Origin of the sequence: Flavobacterium sp., assembly GCF_043778725.1 — a bacterium.
Classification (GTDB): Bacteria; Bacteroidota; Bacteroidia; order Flavobacteriales; family Flavobacteriaceae; genus Flavobacterium.
Map to the genome: position 1 here is coordinate 1 of NZ_JAYWFT010000107.1, position 16,586 is coordinate 16,586.

Sequence of the window (16,586 nt, forward strand, 5' to 3'; positions counted from 1 at the left end):
AAGCAAGTCGAATTTAAACAAAATGAGCCCAATACAATATCGAGCTCATTATTATCAAAATTAATTATAAATTTGTCTAAACTTTTGGGTGCAGTCTAGTTTCCTTGAAGTTTGTATGTAATAAATACATTAAAAAACCAAATATTATTCTGATTCATCCATGGTGTGATACACATTCATCACATCATCGTCTTCTTCAATTTTTTCTATTAGTTTTTCAACATCCGCAATTTCTGCATCGCTAAGTTTTTTTGTTACTTGTGGAATTCTTTCAAATCCAGAAGATAAAATTTCAATTCCGCGAGATTCTAATTCTTTTTGAATGGCACCAAAACTTCCAAAAGGAGCGTAGATTAATATTCCGTCTTCATCATCGGCAAAAATTTCTTCTGCTCCAAAATCGATGAATTCTAATTCCATTTCTTCTATGTCAACATTATTATTTGGAATTCTGAAATTACAGGTATGGTCAAACATAAATTCAACCGAACCTTGCGTTCCCATTGTTCCGTTGCATTTGTTAAAATAACTTCTAATGTTGGCTACAGTTCTATTGTTATTATCGGTTGCAGTTTCTATTAAAAGTGCAATTCCGTGTGGTGCATAGCCTTCAAAAAGTTGCTCTTTGTAGTTGGCAGTATCTTTATCAGTTGCTTTTTTAATAGCACGTTCAACATTTTCTTTAGGCATATTTGCCGCCTTAGCGTTTTGGATAACTGCACGCAAACGAGAATTGGCATCCGGATTTGGACCACCTTCTTTTACTGCCATTACAATATCTTTTCCAATACGAGTAAACGCTTTTGCCATTGCTGACCAACGTTTCATTTTTCTACCTTTTCTAAATTCGAACGCTCTTCCCATTTTTTTAATTCTAAATTCTAAAATCGTTAATCAACAATCTTAAATCAATTTTACTATTTGCAAAAGTACTTTTTTCAATATAAAAAATCAAATTCAATATCAAAATTCAATATTTTTAATGTTACCATTGATTTTTGCCATTGAAATTGCCATTGATTACTTTTTATAAAATGGCATTTTAACCACTTTAGCAGCAATTTTCTTGTCTCTAATTAAAATAAAAATATCAGAATCTACAGCTGCAAATTCAGTTTTTACATAACCCATTCCAATAGCTTTTCCTAAACTTGGTGCTTGTGTTCCTGAAGTTACAATTCCGATATTGTTTCCATCAGCATCAACAATTTCATAATCGTGTCTTGGAATTCCTCTATCAATCAATTCAAAACCAACTAGTTTTCTTGAAACTCCAGCTTCTTTTTGTGCTTTTAAGTTTTCTGAATTGGTAAATTCTTTTGTGAATTTTGTAATCCAACCCAAACCTGCTTCAAGCGGAGACGTTGTGTCGTTAATATCATTTCCGTACAAACAAAATCCCATTTCTAAACGTAAAGTATCTCTTGCTGCCAATCCAACTGGCTTGATTCCGAATGCTTTCCCAGCTTCAAAAACTTTATTCCAAACATGCTCAACGTCACTATTTTTACAATAAATTTCAAATCCACCAGAACCAGTATAGCCAGTTGCCGAAATAATTACATGCTCAATTCCAGCAAAATCAGCTACTTCAAAATGATAATATTTAATTGCTGCTAAATCTATTGATGTCAAACTTTGCATAGCTTCAACAGCTTTTGGGCCTTGAATGGCAAGTAACGAATAATCATCGGATAGGTTTTTCATTTCGGCACCCAAATCGTTGTGCGATGAAATCCAATCCCAATCTTTATCAATATTAGAAGCATTTACAACCAATAAATATTGCTCTTCTTTTATTTTATAAACAATTAAATCATCTACAATTCCGCCTTCATTATTTGGCAAACAAGAATATTGCGCTTTACCAATTTCAAGAGTCGCAGCATCATTAGAAGTAACTTTTTGTATTAAAGCCAAAGCATTAGCACCTGAAATTAAAAATTCTCCCATATGCGAAACATCAAAAACACCCACTGCATTTCTTACCGTTTCGTGTTCTGCATTTACTCCTTCATAAGAAACAGGCATATTGTAACCTGCAAACGGAACCATTTTTGCTCCTAAACTTTCGTGAATGTGCGTTAAAGCTGTATTTTTCATTATTTGTAGTTATAAAATTTAAAGTGGCTAATTTATTTAAAAATTCTTAAAATAATAATTAAAAAAGCATTTATAAATGGTTTTATTTTAATAAAAAGGTTTCATAAATTGCTATTTGATAAAAGTTAGTATTTGATTTCAAAAAATTTTCATTCCAAAATTCAAAAAAGTATATTTACATTTTTACATAAATAGAATAGGAATAAGAATATGGGTTTAAATATTGATATAGAAAAATCAGAAAAAGCAACAGAAATTATTGAACCGCAACTCAATATTATTCTAACAACCGATGAAGATGATGATCGACCGGTTTATATTTCTGGTAATTTTAATGATTGGATTACGCAGGACAAGAAGTTTGAAATGGAGAAAGTAGGTCAAGGATTGTATCATTTTAAATTTGAATCAGATTTTAATTACCCAGATGAATTGCTTTATAAATTTACACGTGGCGATTGGAGTGAAGTAGAAATTGATAAATATGGAAATCGCACCGAAAATCGCTCGTGCAAACAACACAAAGGAGTTAAAAAAGAGCATGTTGATAAATGGAGAAGAAATTGGTTGCCATTTAAGTCAAAGTTTCTTCCAAAAGTAAAATTGATTTCTAAAGAATTTGAAATTCCGCAGTTAAATAAAACAAGGAAAGTTTGGGCTTTGCTACCTCACGATTATGAAACTTCAACCGAAAGTTATCCTGTTTTGTATTTGCAAGATGCACAAAATTTATTCAATGAAAAGGCAAAGTACGGCAATTGGGAAATCGATAAAAAACTGGCAGTAATGTCAGAATATAAAATTGGTAACATTATAATCATTGCTGTTGAACATGCCGAAAAAGAACGAATTTTAGAATATAATGTAGGAAATACAGTTTTAGGAAACGGTCAAGGAAAAAAGTACATTCGGTTTTTAACCGATACATTAAAACCTTTTATTGATGATAATTTTAGAACCAAACCCGAAAGAGAATTTACTGGAATTGGAGGAAGTTCAATGGGAGGATTGGTCAGTATTTTCTCGGGAATTATGTATCCAGAAGTGTTTGGAAAACTGATGATTTTTTCGCCATCACTTTGGGTTGTTCCCAAAATAAAATTGTCATTTCTTGATATGGAAGAACCGCAAGACACACGAATTTATCTTTATGCTGGTGGAGATGAAAGCGCAACAATGATTGATCACGTTAAAAATTTTAAAAAACGATTGCTCAAAAAAGATGCGTTGTTAGACAAAATGAAAATAAAATTGAGCATCAATATGGAAGGAAAACACAATGAAGTTTATTGGAGTGACGAATTTCCAAAAGCAATAGAATGGCTATTTTTTAGCACAAAAGAAAATTAAAAGATGAAAACAAAACAAATACAAAATCTTGATGGCTTCACTGGAACACTATTAATTCCGGTTTTTGAAACCAATTCTAAAAGTATAGTTCCGATAGAATTTCACGGAACATCGGTAGCTTCTAAAGTTTTTTACGGAAAAAAAGACACTCATTATTTAGTAGAAAAATACGATTGTACTCACGTTTTTATTGGTTTAGGAAAAGAATTAGATTATAAATCTCTCAAAACTATTTTCCGACGAATTGCTTCTAAACAGAAAGATGTTCTTGGTGAAAATGTGGTTTTGGTGGTTCCAAATGAATTCAATAGTACTCAAGTTGAGGCTGCAATTTCGGGATTGGTTTTAGGAACTTACAATCTGGGACATTTCAAGAAAAATGAAATTCATCCGTTTTTAAATCCAAATTTCGAATTACAGATTTTCACTAAGAAAGATTTTGATGATGCTATTACTAAAGGAATAAAAATCGCCAATGCGCAATTAGAAACCTTTAATTTAGTCGATTTACCATCCAATACCGTAACTCCAAAATATCTTGCAGATTGGGCAATTGAAGCAGGAAAAAAATACGGATTTTCAGTAGAAATATTCGGAAAAGAAAAAGCAACCGAAATAGGACTACATTCTTTTTTAGCTGTTGGACAAGGAAGTGAACGTGAACCACAATTTATAATAATGGATTATCAGCCAGAGAAATCCAAAAAACATATTGGTTTAGTTGGAAAAGGCATCACATTTGACACAGGCGGATTGAATATTAAAACGGCTGGAATGGTTCACATGAAATGCGATATGGCTGGCGGTGGCGCAGTTCTTGGAGCAATGCAATTAATCGCCGATTTAAAATTACCATATCGAGTTACAGCAATTGTTCCTGCATGTGAAAATTCGGTTGATGCAAAATCGTTTGTGCCCAGTGATGTAATTAACAGTTACAATGGAAGCACTATTGAAATAATTGATACCGATGCAGAAGGAAGATTGGTTTTAGCCGACGGATTATCGTATTTAATTAAAAACTTTAAACCCGAAACCGTAATTGATATTGCCACTTTAACAGGAAGTTCTGTGGCAACTTTGGGTTACGAATGTGGCGCATTATTTACAAACGATGATGATTTATCCAAAAAACTACAACAATCTGGCGATGAAATAGGTGAGCGTTTATGGCAATTACCATTGTGGGATTCATATAAAAGTGATATCGAAAGTGATATTGCCGATGTAAAAAATTATTCTGGAAAACCAGTTGCTGGAGCAATTTCGGCAGCAAAATTTTTGGAATACTTCACAAACGATCATAAATCTTGGGCGCATCTTGATGTTGCAGGAGTTGCATTTGGCGATGATGAATTTGCAAAAACAAAACATGCAACCGCATTTGGAGTACATTTAATAACTAAATTTATTGAAAATCTATAGCTTATGGAAAGTCAAATCAAAAACTACATCTGTATTTCAAATTATTTTAAAGGAAATGATTTCTTAATTAATTTGAAAAAATTAGGCAATCGCGTCTATTTAATTACTTCAGAAAAACTACGCGATAAACCTTGGGCATTCGAGTATATCGATGAAATTTTCTTCATGCCTGGACAAGATGTTGATTGGAATTTGAACGATTTATTGGCTGGAGTTTCCGATTTGATGCGTTATAAAAAAATCGATGCTATTGTTGCATTAGATGATTTTGATGTAGAAAAAGCTACTTTTTTACGCGAAAATCTCCGTATTGACGGAATGGGACAAACGACTGGACGCTATTTTAGAGATAAATTGGCCATGCGCATGCAAGCTAAAAGTAAGGAGATTTCTAATCCGCAATTTAGTTCGCTTTTTAATAATGACGATATTAATACTTTCGCCGATACTGTTGCTCCGCCATGGGTTTTAAAACCAAGATCGGAAGCTTCTGCATCTGGAATTATTAAAGTTTTTGATAAAGATTCATTATGGAAAAACATACATGAATTAGGTACAAATCGTACAAAATATTTGGTGGAGCAGTTTCGTCCTGGAGCTGTTTTTCATTGTGATAGTTTGGTTTTTGAAGGAAAAATTTTGTTTAGTTTAACCTCACAATATTTGGCAACTCCAATGGAAATTTCTCAAGGTGGAGGCATTTTTAGAAGTGCTAATATTGATTATGATTCTGCCGATGATATAGAGATAAAACGAGTTAATGAACAAGTGATTAAAGGTTTCGGATTAAAACACGGCGCTTCTCATGCTGAATTTATAAAATGTGATGAAGACGGAAAAATCTATTTTCTAGAGACAGCCTCACGAGTTGGCGGAGCACATTTAGCAGAAATGGTTCATGCAGCTTCCGATATTAATTTATGGGCAGAATGGGCAGCTATTGAAGATGCTTTGGCTAAAAATAAAAAATACAAATTACCAAAAGTTAAAAAAGAATTCGCTGGAATTGTATTGACTTTATCCAAATTTCAACATCCCGATTTATCAGAATTTAATGATGAGGAAGTATGTTTTAGAGTTCCATTAGATTATCATGCCGGATTAATTGTTAAAAGCAATAAACACGCAAGAATAAGAGAATTACTTGATGTTTATGCTGAACGATTGATTAAAGATTTCGCTACGTCGGCACAACAGGAAGCAGTTAAGAAGTTGCATTAGTAAAAATAAAATGGAATAGTTCCCAAATTGGTAATTAAATTAATATATTTGTAAAAGTTTTAGATTTGAGAGTTATTTCAAAAAAAATATTGAGAGATTTTTGGCAAAGTCATGCAGATTGTGAACAACAATTAAAATCGTGGTTTCGTGAAGCAATTAAGGCTGAATGGAAAAATCCTAATGATATAAAAGAAGAATATCCGAGTGCAAGTATTTTGAATAATAATAGAGTAGTTTTTAATATTAAAGGTAATAACTATAGATTAATTGTTAAGATAAGCTATGAGTACGAAATGGTTTGGATACGATTTGTTGGAACTCACAATGAATATGATAAAATAAATGCAAATACAATTTAAGATATGAATATAAATCTTATAAAAACCAAAAGTGATTACAAACAAGCAATGGAAAGACTTGAAGTAATTTTTGATGCAAAAAAAGGTACAATCGAAGGTGACGAATTAGAACTTTTAGGATTGTTAATTGATCAATATGAAAATGAACATTTTCCAATTGACTTACCTGATCCAATTGAAGCCATTAAGTTTAGAATGGAACAAATGGGTTATAATCAAAATGATTTAGCTAAAATAGTTGGTTTTAAAAGCCGTGCTAGTGAAATTCTAAATAGAAAAAGAAAACTTTCGTTAGAAATGATAAGACAGATACATCAAAGTTTAAATATTCCAACAGATGTTTTGATTCAGGATTATTAAAATTTTATTCCTTCTCAAACATTCCAACTGTTCCACCAACCCAATCTTTGTCTTTATTGAATTTTACGCCAATCATTTCGCCACGACTTAATCGCACTAAATTGGTAACTAGAGTAGGTGATGGCGCATCTTTTTTCCAAATAGCAAGCAGACGAACTTCTGCTTTTACTTTTCCGTCTGGCGATTGAATTACAGGTTTGTAGTTTACTTTCTTTTGTAGAATATACAAATCTTTTTCTTTTACTGCTTCAATATCTCCGGGTTTTACATGGAAAATTACGCCAGTTCCAGAAAATGAAAATAATGGTTTTAAAACATAATTTTCTAAATCGGTTGGAATTTCTTTTAAATCAGATACTAAAGTTGTTTCTATAAAGTATTTTCCTTTTAAATACGGCAAAATAAATTTACTAATTCTGAAAAACCAATTCGGGTGTCCAGCCCATTCTACATCTAAATCATCTGAGAAATCGAAATTTAGTTTTAAATCGGTTCGCAAATCCAATTCGTCAAAAATCACGCGATTGTAAATGCGTTTTATTAAAATTTCTTTTCCTTTAGAATTGGTATAAAATAACTGATTTCCTTTTTTGATAATATCTGTAACACAAACTGTTTCAACTCCTAAATCACGTTTACAATAATAAAAATCAATTTTAGTATTTTGTTTTTCAGGTTCGATTTCCAATAAAACTACATTTTCTACAGGATGATTATTGCAAATCGCTTCTTCCACAATTTGAAGGTATTCTTCTTTAGAAAGTCCGTTAAAAAACGGAGTTAAATCGTATAAAAAAGGATAATGCTTTTGAAATTTTGCTGCTAAATTATTCTGAAAATTATACAAAGAAGGAAATCCTTGTACTTCAATTAACTTCGGAATGATCTTTCCGTCTTCTTCACAAATTCCGAAATCAATCGCTAAAAATGTTGTGTGATTATCTTGGTTTGGAACTTTTCTATTTAGCTCTAATGCTTTATTAGTTAATTCATTAAAACCTTCCTTTTGAATAAAAGATATAACTTCTTGACTAGCTTCTAATAATTGATTTTTTAAATCATTCGGAATAAAAAAAGGTGTTTCTCCAATTCTAAAAGTTACTTTATAATCAAAATCAGACGTGATGTCATCAATGAAATTATCGTATTTTTCAGTAGTAAAATTATCGTTGAATTGTTGTCTGTATTTTGGATTCATTTTTATGAATTTGTATATTGTAAATTGTATTTATGTATATTGAATTTTGTACATTATACTTTTTTACAATATACATTTTACAAAAATCAATTAGAAAGCGCTTTCTTATGTTGCATTAAGTCATTAATTGCAATTCGCAAGAAATTCGGTATAATTGTTTCGTTTGTTTTAAAGATTTTATCTTCGTCTAATAAATCTTCGAGCATATTTCTGAATTTTGTTCGGCCTTTCATCGCAATGATTTTCTCGCGTTTTTCTTTGTTCTTCATGTTGGCAATAAAACTCAAAGCATCGGCTTCTGGGTGAAATTGAGTTCCTACAAAATAGTCAGAAAAACGAACTGCCATAATAGCGCGTTCATAATCGCCACGATGGTTTCTAATTTTTTCTAACGAAAGAATTTCGACATTTTTTTTCTTGAAAACACTCAATTTAGGTTGAACTACTTGATAATCACGACTGTCAATTGCAAAAAACGGATTTTGTAGTCCTTCAAAAATTGGATCATTTATTCCTTCTTCTGTTTTGTGCATTGACATTACACCAAAAGAAGTTGATTTTCGTTTAGTGATTTTCGCCAATCCAAAGTGATTGCAAGCCATTTGAAACGAATGACAAATGAATAAAACGTGTTTTTTAATTTTGTTTTCTTCGTTCCATTTAGACAAATCGTCAATGAAATTATAATATTTTGCGTCCCATTTTCCATCACCTTCTAAAGGATTTCCTGGTCCGCCAGTTGAAATATAAATGTCAAATTTCTCAATGTTAGGAAATTCACATTTTCCACGCACATCAAATACTTGAAAGGAAACTATTTGGTTGAATCGATTAATGATGTCAATAATACAACGCATACCTTGATTTGGCTCGCCATCGTACATATCTAAAATCGCAATTCGTATCTGGTTACTCATTTTTTACTTTTTAATGACGCAAAGATAAAGTATTTAAAAAATAGTTAAATCTACATTAACATTCAGTTATCAAACATTTCATTAACAAAAACGTTATAATCCTTTTGTAAATTCGCTTGTGATTAAATCTACAACTTTAGTTAAATCTTGAGTTTGTTCAAAAACCGCCAATTGTTTATCGGCTCCAGTTCCTTCTCTCAAAATGGTATGAACGTAATTTATTTGCTCACGGCTTCCTAATTCGTCAACTACATCATCCACAAAATCAAGAAGTTCTAAAATTAATCCTTTGGTTTCTACTTCTTTTTGCAAACCAAAATCAATCATATTGCCTTCAATTCCGTATCGTGCTGCGCGAAATTTATTTTCTTTAATTAACGCAATTCGATACATATTGAAACTAGTATTTGATGTATTCAATTTGTATAATTTAGCCACAACCGCCTGAATTACAGCAACAATACACATGGCTTCATCAACGGTCAAACTCATATCACAAATACGAAATTCAATAGTGTCATAAAACGGATGCAAACGTAAATCCCACCAAATTTTCTTTGGATTATCGATGCAATTTGTTTTCACCAACGTTTCTAAATAATTGTCATAAGAAGCAACAGAATCAAAATATTCGGGTAAACCTGTTCTTGGGAATTTATCAAACACTTTGGTTCTGAAGGATTTATAACCTGTATTTCGCCCTTCCCAAAAAGGAGAATTTGACGAAAGTGCAAAAATGTGTGGTAAGAAATAACACGCCTGATTCATCAATTGCAATCCTTGTTCGCGGTTTTCAATTCCAACGTGGCAATGCATTCCGAAAATCAAATTGGAACGTGCCGCATCTTGCAACTCATTTACAATGTGATGATAACGCGGATCATCAGTGATAGGTTGATCTTGCCAACGAGAAAACGGATGCGTTCCTGCTCCACCAACAACCAAACCTTGTTTATCGGCTAATTCTACAATTTTGCTTCTCAGAAAGCGAATTTCTTTGCTTGCATCGTCAACACTTTGGCAAATATTAGTACCAACTTCTACAACAGATTGGTGCATTTCGGCTTTTACTTGCTCGTTCAAAATGATTTTGGCGCCATCTACAATTTTAGATAAATGCGAACGTAAATCACGAGTTTGAGGATCTATAATTTGATATTCTTCTTCAACACCAAGCGTGAAAATGGGTAGTTTTTTCGACATATTTTTTTAAAGTATTCAGTGTTCAGTGCCCAGTGTTCAGTTTGTATAGAATTAAATAAAAACTAATGAATTTCGATTTGGCAATTATTTAACTGCAAACTGAAAACTGAATACTGTAAACTATTTAACAGCGTCTTTTATAAATGTTCCCCAAGTCAAATTCATTTTTCCTGGTTTTTGTTTTTTGGCAGCGGCGATTGCCATTTTTGCCGCATGTTCTACAACCCATTCAAAATTCTCAGCACCAACCGATGTCAATTCGGCATCTGGAGCAGGATTTCCAAAATCAATTGCATATGGAATTCCATCACGAACAGCAAATTCTACCGTATTAAAATCGTATCCTAAGCCTTTGCAAAGTCGTAAAGTATAGTCTTTTACCGTTTTTAATAATTCTTTAGAAACTGGTGGACCATCAATTACATACCTTAAATGATGTGGATTTCTAGGTTCATATTGCATAATGTGAACGTCTTTTCCGCCAAGGCAATACACTCTAAAATATTCGGTAAACACAATTTCTTCTTGCAACATCATCACTAATTGTCCGGTTTCTTGATGTTTTTCCCAAAATTCTTCTTTGTTTTCTAGTCTATAAACGTTTTTCCATCCGCCACCAGCGTAAGGTTTCATGTAGGCTGGAAATCCGATGTAATCGAAAATTCCATCCCAATCCATAGGATATTTCAAATTTCTGAATGATTTTCCAGTGGTGTCTGTTGGATGTTCGGCAGAAGGTAAAATCACGGTATTTGGTAACGGAACTCCAAGTGTATCGGCTAACGAATTGTTGAAAAATTTATCATCGGCACTCCACCAAAACGGATTGTTAATTACGTTAGTTCCAGTAAGTGCAGCATTTTTTAAATACGCACGGTAAAACGGAACATCTTGCGAAATTCTATCAATAATCACAGCATATTCGCCGTCTCTGTTTTGAACCACTTTATCAATAGAAACTGCTTCTGCAATAATTCCTTTTTCGTTTTTCGAGTTAACTCTATCTATAAATGCTTGCGGAAAAGTATCTTCCATTCCAAACAAAATTCCAATTTTTTTACTCATGATTATATATTTTTTTTTCGGTTTTCGTGAATCTTCGATTTCATTCTATATTTATTAAATTATACAATTTATTTTCTCTTTTAAAAAAACTTAATTCGCGATAAATAATGCGGAAACATTTCTTTCCAAACAGGCCAATCGTGTTCTCTATCTTGCCGAACATCAAGCCAATGCGGAATATCTCTTCGAGCCAAAACGCCACTCAATTTTAAGTTAGCATCATAGCAAATATCCCAGTTGGAAGTTCCCAAAACAATATCCATATTCCACATTTCGTGGTCGTTTATTCCCGGAATATAATCTTCTGGCGAATTGTAAAAAACGTCGTCATCCCAATGTCCATTCATAAAACTCTTGATAGAAAATGCGCCACCCATAGAAAACATATGACTCACATAGCCAGGATGTCTAAAAGCAAAATTTGCTGCGTGATATCCGCCAAAACTACATCCAGCAACGGCTACTTTTCCAGCGCCAGTATTATTTTTCACTCGTTCTACAATTTCGTGACAAATCATTTTATCATACCAAGAATGGTTTTGAATGCGATGCACAGGATGAATATTTTTATTGTAAAAACTATCTTTATCGATACTGTCGGGACAAAAAATCTGAATCAAACCTTGCTCAATATACCATCTTGCGCTTTCAATTAAACCTTGATCCTTATTTTCGTGATAACTTCCCATTGAAGTTGGGAAAAGAATAACAGGATAACCAGCATGACCAAAAACCAACATTTGGATTTCTCGGTTTAAATTGGGTGAGTACCATTTAAAATATTCCTCTCTCATAAATTTCTTTTATTTTAACAATTATAGTGAAAATAATAGTATGAAATACGTAAAAGTTTACGCTTACGAGATTAATTTTGATATTTCAATTAAATCAATTGAATATTGAAAACTCTGTAATAAAAGCACAATTTTAAGTTCCTAAACCACATTTTATACAATTATTTGCGGATAACACAATGCCTGTTAACTCTAATAATATCGACAAAACGCATTGTTTTTTAGCTTATTAGAAGCTATTTCCAGCTATTCATTACAAGTCCTCGTTATAAGTTGTGTTTTTCTAAGGTATAAAAAGTCCCGAAGCTTCGGGATCGTTGGTCGCTTTTTTACACCAAGAAAACTACAACTTTTAACTCCGGGCTTTTCATTACTATCTGGGCTAGGGCAACAGTATTAAAAATAAACAATAGTAATTCCATTAAAATTCAGTAACTTTAGTTGACTAATATATTAATTCCATGAAACTTCCAATAAAAATTACAAAGCCAGAAATTCTAAATATTTATAAACCAATTCCGCTAAATTCTCATAAAGGAATTCAAGGTCACGCTCTAATTATTGGCGGAAGTTATGGCAAAATGGGTTCGGTTTGTTTGTCAAGTAAAGCAGCCATAAAATCGGGTTGCGGATTGGTAACTGCATTTATTCCAAAATGTGGTTACGAAATTTTACAAATTAGCATTCCAGAAGTTATGGTTTTAACCGATATTAAAGAGAATTTCATAACCAATATTGATTATGATTTTGCGCCAAATGCAGTCGGAATTGGTGTCGGAATTGGTCAGGAAATCGAAACACAAAATGCCATTCATCAACTACTTTTTGATACTAAAACACCAATGGTTATTGATGCCGACGCTTTAAATATTTTATCATTAAATCCAACTTGGCTATCACTTTTACAACCCAAAACAATACTTACGCCACATCCAAAAGAACTGGAACGTTTACTAGGAAAATGGAATTCTGATGAAGAAAAATTTGTAAAAACAATTGAATTCTCAAAGAAGTTTAATGTAATTATAGTGATGAAAGGCGCACCAACTTATATTATTGATGGCGAAACAATTTACCAAAACACAACAGGAAATCCAGCATTAGCTACAGCAGGAAGTGGCGATGTGCTTACTGGAATCATCGCAAGTTTACTCGCTCAAAATTACGAACCAATAAATGCAGCAATTCTAGGTGTTTACCTTCACGGATTAACTGCCGATATTGCTATACCAAAAACAGGATATGAATCGTTTATAGCTTCTGATATCATTAATTATTTAGGAAAAGCATTTCTAACGTTAGAAAATTGAATTATTCAACAGAAGTTTTAGTATAATCGTCTCTAATTTTTTGTTGATCTAAAATAGATTTTAAAAAAGGAGCCACTTGTTTTTCAACTTCTGCTTCAGAAATATCTAAACTTTTCGGATTTTTGACCAATTGCAACCATGGTTTTGCTCCATCAAAATCATAACTCCCGAAAACTATAACTGGAGTTCCTTTTACTTTTACATTTTCTTCATCGGCAAGAACCCATTGATCAGCCCAATCGTAAAGAAATTTGGCATCTTTTTCTAACAATCGCAAACAAGAATGTGACGCAGGATAACCAGGTAATTCATATTCATGAAAACCAACACCCAATTTATTTTCAATATTGAAATTCCATTTTAAATCCCATTCGTCGTTAAAAGTACTAGTAGTTTCTTCTGCTTTCCAATTGGTAAAAAATAATCCAGTTGGTGTTTTATCTTTTTTTCTACCCATATTTGTTGGACCAGAATAGGCAAGAATTCCGTTTTCATAAGCAGCAAAAGTTTGAGTTGGATAAGAAAAAATTAAAACTTTAGAAACGTCTTTTAAATAATTAACTTCCAATGGAAACGGTAAATAATAAACAACATCACCACTAAAATCACTAGGAATTACAATGGAATCCAATTTTGCCAAATTCTTTTTATCGGTTCTATTTATTGCTGTTACGATTTCTATTTTAGAAACATCGACTGCGTTTTGCTCCAACCAGGTTTTTGCATTTTCCATGGTATAAGAAACCGATTTTGGTTGTTTTCTAACAATTTGCTTTTTTTGTTTTATAGGACTTCCGTTTTCCTTGCATGAAAATAAAGTTACAAATGAGATTATTGTTAAAAGAAGTATTTTAGATTTCATAAGATTAAGTTTTTTGTAAAATTCATCATTTTGAAATCAAAAACCTTTATACAATTCTCTAAAATAGTTGTTTAATTTACTTGTTTAGAAAACTTTTCAATTCTTCATAACTTTTAATTTTTACACTCAATTTTTCTTTATTCAAAACGCTTTCTATCTGTTTTGGAATCTCCAATTTCACATTTAAAACTGGTTCAACAATATCCAAAAACTTAATTGGATGCGCAGTTTCTAGGAAAAAACCAACGGCATTTGGATAATTCAGAAGCTCTTTTTTCAACCCTAAATAACCTACTGCACCATGAGGTTCGGCGATATATCCAGAATTTACATGAATGTTTTTCATTGCAAATTTAGTTTCCTCATCATTATAAGTATAGGATGAAAAATCTTTTTTAAATGCCTTCAAATCGTTGTTATACATTTCTTGAATGCGCACAAAATTACTCGGATTTCCAACATCCATAGCATTCGAAATGGTAGCAATTGATGGTTTTGCATTGTAAATTCCGTTTTCTAAAAATCTTGGAACCGTATCATTTGCATTGGTTGAAGCCACAAAATGGGCTAGTGGCAAGCCTAATTTTTTAGCTATAATTCCAGCACAAATATTTCCAAAATTTCCACTCGGACAAGAAACAATTAAGTCTTTGTTATACTTTTTCAACTCTTTATAAGCAAAGAAAAAGTAGAACATTTGCGGAAGCCAACGTGCAATATTTATAGAATTTGCCGAAGTCAGGTTTTTATATTTTAAATCATCGTCAAGAAAGGCTTTTTTAACCATGTCTTGGCAATCGTCAAAAACGCCATCAACTTCAAGAGCAGTAATATTTTGACCTAAAGTTGTTAGTTGGCGTTCTTGAATATCGCTCACTTTTCCCGATGGATACAAAATGATAACTTCAACACCTTTCACACCAAGAAATCCGCTTGCAACTGCGCCACCGGTATCGCCAGAAGTTGCTACCAAAACAGTATTTTTTTGATTTTTATCTCTGTTAAAATAGGCTAAACATCGTGACATAAATCGTGCGCCAACGTCTTTAAAAGCCATAGTTGGTCCGTGAAATAATTCTAAAGAAAAAATGGCTTCTTCTATTTTTACCAATGGAAAATCGAAGGATAATGTTTCATTTAAAATCTGCTTTAATTCGGGTTCAGGAATTTCAGTTCCTACGAATTGCTTTATGGCTTCAAAAGCTATTTCTTCGTTTGATAAATTTTCTATTTCATCAAAAAATGATTGCGGTAATCGGGTAATTGTTTCAGGAAAATACAAACCTTTATCTGGTGCAAGTCCTTGAATAACGGCTTCTTGAAAGGAAACTTTGTTGTCTTTATTGTTTAAACTGTAATATTTCATTTTGATGTTTTTTGGAACACAGATTAGAGAAATTTAAGAAATTATTAAAATTTATTATCTGTGTAAATTTCTCGAATCTGTGTTGCTAAATTTTAAATTTGTTTGACGCCTTCTGGATTTATTTTTGAAAGGTGCATATCAAATTCAATTCCAGTATTTTGATAACTTTCGCTCATGGCAAATGCTACTTTTTCGGCAATTTCTTGACCTTTACACAAGGCAAAAATCGATGGTCCAGCACCAGAAATTCCAGAACCTAAAGCACCGTTTTGCAAAGCCGTATTTTTAACTTCATCAAAGTTAGGAATTAAATGTTTTCGCGCAGGTTCAACGATAACATCATTTAGTGAGCGACCAATTAATTTGTAATCCTTTGTGTATAAACCAGCAATTAATCCGCCTAGATTTCCCCATTGCGTTATGGCGTCTTTCATTGGAATCATGGGTTGCAAAACCGCACGAGCATCTGATGTTTTAACTTCGATATGTGGATGCAAAACTACTGCGTAAAGTTCGCTCGGACTTTCAATTCGAATGACATCCAACGGATTGTAACCACGAACCAAAGTAAAACCGCCAAGTAGGCAAGGAGCAACATTGTCGGCATGTTCAGAACCGCTTGCTACAGCTTCACCTTTCATGGCAAAATCAACTAATTCATATTTCGTAAATGGTTTCTCGAGTAATTCGTTGATTCCAAAAACTGCTCCAGCAGCACTTGCAGAAGAACTTCCGATGCCACTTCCTGCTTTTATTTTTTTATGGATTTCTATTTCAAAACCGTGTTCAAAGGAGATGCGATTAATGGCTTCTTTACAAATGGCTAAAGCAGCAACTCCAGCAACATTTTTCTCGGTTTCTAACGGTAAATCGGCGCCAGTGATTTTGGTTATTTTGATTCCTTTTTCTGCTGATTTTCTTATAATCATTTCATCACCAATTCCTTCTAGACATAGACCTAAAACGTCAAATCCGCAATTGAGATTAGCGATTGTTGCTGGACAGAATATTTTTATTTCGTTCATATTATTTTTGTTCGTTGAGACGCGATTA

Annotated in this window: 16 protein-coding genes; 6 read left to right on the forward strand and 10 right to left on the reverse strand. The window is 32.6% G+C overall.

All coding sequences use genetic code 11. The features are described from left to right. Nucleotides 1-144: 144 nt before the first annotated feature. Complete coding sequence (locus ACH2CG_RS09910; RefSeq protein ID WP_395064698.1) at nt 145-864, reverse strand: YebC/PmpR family DNA-binding transcriptional regulator; 720 nt, start codon at nt 862-864, stop codon at nt 145-147. 156 nt (nt 865-1,020) lie between these two features. Further along, a complete protein-coding gene (gcvT, locus tag ACH2CG_RS09915; protein ID WP_395064700.1) occupies nt 1,021-2,103 on the reverse strand; it encodes a glycine cleavage system aminomethyltransferase GcvT in 1,083 nt (360 codons plus the stop codon). Between the two features lie 210 nt (nt 2,104-2,313). On the opposite strand from gcvT, the gene ACH2CG_RS09920 reads away from it, so the two are divergent. The 5 genes from ACH2CG_RS09920 (at nt 2,314) to ACH2CG_RS09940 (ending at nt 6,818) form a co-directional block, all read left to right on the forward strand. Beyond that, nucleotides 2,314-3,453 carry an alpha/beta hydrolase gene (locus ACH2CG_RS09920; RefSeq protein WP_395064702.1) on the forward strand — a complete coding sequence of 380 codons (1,140 nt, stop codon included), beginning with the start codon at nt 2,314-2,316 and terminating at the stop codon, nt 3,451-3,453. Between the two features lie 3 nt (nt 3,454-3,456). After that, on the forward strand, nt 3,457-4,878 hold the full coding sequence (locus tag ACH2CG_RS09925) for a leucyl aminopeptidase family protein (RefSeq protein WP_395064704.1): 1,422 nt from the start codon (nt 3,457-3,459) through the stop codon (nt 4,876-4,878). Between the two features lie 3 nt (nt 4,879-4,881). Further along, nucleotides 4,882-6,099, forward strand: coding sequence for an acetyl-CoA carboxylase biotin carboxylase subunit family protein (locus ACH2CG_RS09930; RefSeq protein ID WP_395064706.1), 1,218 nt, complete (start codon nt 4,882-4,884; stop codon nt 6,097-6,099). Nucleotides 6,100-6,164: 65 nt separating this feature from the next. Then, nucleotides 6,165-6,458 (forward strand): type II toxin-antitoxin system HigB family toxin, encoded by a 294-nt coding sequence (locus tag ACH2CG_RS09935; protein WP_395064708.1) that lies wholly within the window; start codon nt 6,165-6,167, stop codon nt 6,456-6,458. A gap of 3 nt (nt 6,459-6,461) precedes the next feature. Then, complete coding sequence (locus tag ACH2CG_RS09940) at nt 6,462-6,818, forward strand: type II toxin-antitoxin system HigA family antitoxin (protein ID WP_395064710.1); 357 nt, start codon at nt 6,462-6,464, stop codon at nt 6,816-6,818. Between the two features lie 4 nt (nt 6,819-6,822). Here the strand turns inward: ACH2CG_RS09940 and ACH2CG_RS09945 are convergent, their stop codons facing one another. The 5 genes from ACH2CG_RS09945 to ACH2CG_RS09965 all read right to left on the reverse strand — a co-directional run bounded on the left by ACH2CG_RS09945 (nt 6,823) and on the right by ACH2CG_RS09965 (nt 11,995). Next, a complete protein-coding gene (locus tag ACH2CG_RS09945; RefSeq protein ID WP_395064712.1) occupies nt 6,823-8,016 on the reverse strand; it encodes a hypothetical protein in 1,194 nt (397 codons plus the stop codon). 86 nt (nt 8,017-8,102) lie between these two features. Next, a complete protein-coding gene (locus tag ACH2CG_RS09950) occupies nt 8,103-8,933 on the reverse strand; it encodes a type 1 glutamine amidotransferase (RefSeq protein ID WP_395064714.1) in 831 nt (276 codons plus the stop codon). Between the two features lie 93 nt (nt 8,934-9,026). Then, nucleotides 9,027-10,136 carry a carboxylate-amine ligase gene (locus tag ACH2CG_RS09955; RefSeq protein WP_395064716.1) on the reverse strand — a complete coding sequence of 370 codons (1,110 nt, stop codon included), beginning with the start codon at nt 10,134-10,136 and terminating at the stop codon, nt 9,027-9,029. Nucleotides 10,137-10,256: 120 nt separating this feature from the next. Further along, nucleotides 10,257-11,201, reverse strand: a complete 945-nt coding sequence (locus ACH2CG_RS09960) for a RimK family alpha-L-glutamate ligase (protein ID WP_395064718.1) — start codon at nt 11,199-11,201, stop codon at nt 10,257-10,259. 80 nt (nt 11,202-11,281) lie between these two features. Then, on the reverse strand, nt 11,282-11,995 hold the full coding sequence (locus ACH2CG_RS09965; RefSeq protein WP_395064720.1) for an esterase family protein: 714 nt from the start codon (nt 11,993-11,995) through the stop codon (nt 11,282-11,284). Nucleotides 11,996-12,456: 461 nt separating this feature from the next. Between ACH2CG_RS09965 and ACH2CG_RS09970 the strand changes: the two genes are divergently transcribed. Beyond that, nucleotides 12,457-13,305, forward strand: a complete 849-nt coding sequence (locus tag ACH2CG_RS09970) for an NAD(P)H-hydrate dehydratase (RefSeq protein WP_395064722.1) — start codon at nt 12,457-12,459, stop codon at nt 13,303-13,305. 1 nt (nt 13,306) lies between these two features. Here ACH2CG_RS09970 and ACH2CG_RS09975 read toward each other — a convergent pair whose 3' ends face one another. The 3 genes from ACH2CG_RS09975 to ACH2CG_RS09985 form a co-directional block, all read right to left on the reverse strand. Further along, a complete protein-coding gene (locus tag ACH2CG_RS09975) occupies nt 13,307-14,167 on the reverse strand; it encodes a L,D-transpeptidase (RefSeq protein ID WP_395064724.1) in 861 nt (286 codons plus the stop codon). A gap of 76 nt (nt 14,168-14,243) precedes the next feature. Beyond that, entirely contained in the window at nt 14,244-15,533 is a 1,290-nt protein-coding gene (thrC, locus tag ACH2CG_RS09980) for a threonine synthase (RefSeq protein WP_395064726.1), read from the reverse strand. Nucleotides 15,534-15,625: 92 nt separating this feature from the next. Further along, nucleotides 15,626-16,558, reverse strand: coding sequence for a homoserine kinase (locus tag ACH2CG_RS09985; protein WP_395064728.1), 933 nt, complete (start codon nt 16,556-16,558; stop codon nt 15,626-15,628). Nucleotides 16,559-16,586: the final 28 nt, after the last annotated feature.

Excerpts from the sequence above, each read along its gene's own strand:
- gcvT (WP_395064700.1), bottom strand. The coding sequence starts at position 2,103 with ATGAAAAATACAGCTTTAACGCACATTCACGAAAGTTTAGGAGCAAAA.
- ACH2CG_RS09925 (WP_395064704.1), top strand. The coding sequence starts at position 3,457 with ATGAAAACAAAACAAATACAAAATCTTGATGGCTTCACTGGAACACTA.
- ACH2CG_RS09930 (WP_395064706.1), top strand. The coding sequence starts at position 4,882 with ATGGAAAGTCAAATCAAAAACTACATCTGTATTTCAAATTATTTTAAA.
- ACH2CG_RS09945 (WP_395064712.1), bottom strand. The coding sequence starts at position 8,016 with ATGAATCCAAAATACAGACAACAATTCAACGATAATTTTACTACTGAA.
- ACH2CG_RS09970 (WP_395064722.1), top strand. The coding sequence starts at position 12,457 with ATGAAACTTCCAATAAAAATTACAAAGCCAGAAATTCTAAATATTTAT.
- ACH2CG_RS09950 (WP_395064714.1), bottom strand. The coding sequence starts at position 8,933 with ATGAGTAACCAGATACGAATTGCGATTTTAGATATGTACGATGGCGAG.
- ACH2CG_RS09940 (WP_395064710.1), top strand. The coding sequence starts at position 6,462 with ATGAATATAAATCTTATAAAAACCAAAAGTGATTACAAACAAGCAATG.
- ACH2CG_RS09985 (WP_395064728.1), bottom strand. The coding sequence starts at position 16,558 with ATGAACGAAATAAAAATATTCTGTCCAGCAACAATCGCTAATCTCAAT.
- ACH2CG_RS09975 (WP_395064724.1), bottom strand. The coding sequence starts at position 14,167 with ATGAAATCTAAAATACTTCTTTTAACAATAATCTCATTTGTAACTTTA.
- ACH2CG_RS09910 (WP_395064698.1), bottom strand. The coding sequence starts at position 864 with ATGGGAAGAGCGTTCGAATTTAGAAAAGGTAGAAAAATGAAACGTTGG.
- thrC (WP_395064726.1), bottom strand. The coding sequence starts at position 15,533 with ATGAAATATTACAGTTTAAACAATAAAGACAACAAAGTTTCCTTTCAA.
- ACH2CG_RS09955 (WP_395064716.1), bottom strand. The coding sequence starts at position 10,136 with ATGTCGAAAAAACTACCCATTTTCACGCTTGGTGTTGAAGAAGAATAT.
- ACH2CG_RS09920 (WP_395064702.1), top strand. The coding sequence starts at position 2,314 with ATGGGTTTAAATATTGATATAGAAAAATCAGAAAAAGCAACAGAAATT.
- ACH2CG_RS09965 (WP_395064720.1), bottom strand. The coding sequence starts at position 11,995 with ATGAGAGAGGAATATTTTAAATGGTACTCACCCAATTTAAACCGAGAA.
- ACH2CG_RS09960 (WP_395064718.1), bottom strand. The coding sequence starts at position 11,201 with ATGAGTAAAAAAATTGGAATTTTGTTTGGAATGGAAGATACTTTTCCG.